The sequence below is a fragment of the Chromohalobacter sp. HP20-39 genome (genome assembly GCF_033052815.1).
Lineage (GTDB): Bacteria > Pseudomonadota > Gammaproteobacteria > Pseudomonadales > Halomonadaceae > Chromohalobacter.
The window spans coordinates 1-640 of sequence record NZ_JAWHTP010000067.1 but is presented as its reverse complement, the minus strand read 5'-3'; the positions used below and the strand labels follow the sequence as shown (position 1 = coordinate 640).

Sequence of the window (640 nt, the reverse complement as noted above, 5' to 3'; positions counted from 1 at the left end):
CCCGGCTTCGTCAACACGCACCATCACATGTATCAGAGCCTGACGCGCGCCCTGCCCGCCGCGCAGGATGCAGAGTTGTTCGGCTGGCTCACGAACCTGTATCCGGTGTGGGCAGGCCTCACGCCCGAGATGGTGCGTGTCTCCACGCTTACCGCGATGGCGGAACTGCTGCTTTCGGGTTGCACGACGTCCAGCGACCACCTGTATCTGTATCCGAATGGCAGCCGGCTCGATGATTCGATTGAAGCCGCGCAGCAGATCGGCATGCGCTTTCACGCGGCGCGCGGCAGCATGAGCGTGGGCCGCAGCCAGGGCGGCCTGCCGCCGGACCGCGTGGTCGAAGGCGAAGCGGCCATCCTCAAAGAGACGCAGCGCCTGATCGAAACCTGGCACAACGCCGATCGCCACTCCATGCTGCGCATGGTGGTGGCGCCGTGCTCGCCCTTCTCCGTCTCGCGCGATCTGATGCGCGAATCGGCCAAGCTTGCACGCAGCTACGGCGTGTCGATGCACACCCACCTGGCGGAGAACGACAACGACATCGCCTACTCGCGCGAGAAGTTCGGCATGACGCCGGCCGAGTATGCGGAAGACCTTGGCTGGGTTGGCCACGACGTGTGGCATGCGCACTGCGTGAAGC

General features: G+C 65.2%; 1 protein-coding gene. It reads left to right on the top strand.

What is annotated here, in order from left to right; genetic code table 11:
• On the top strand, positions 1-640 hold a 640-nt coding region (locus RVY79_RS16915), incomplete at both ends, for an amidohydrolase family protein (RefSeq protein ID WP_317465633.1).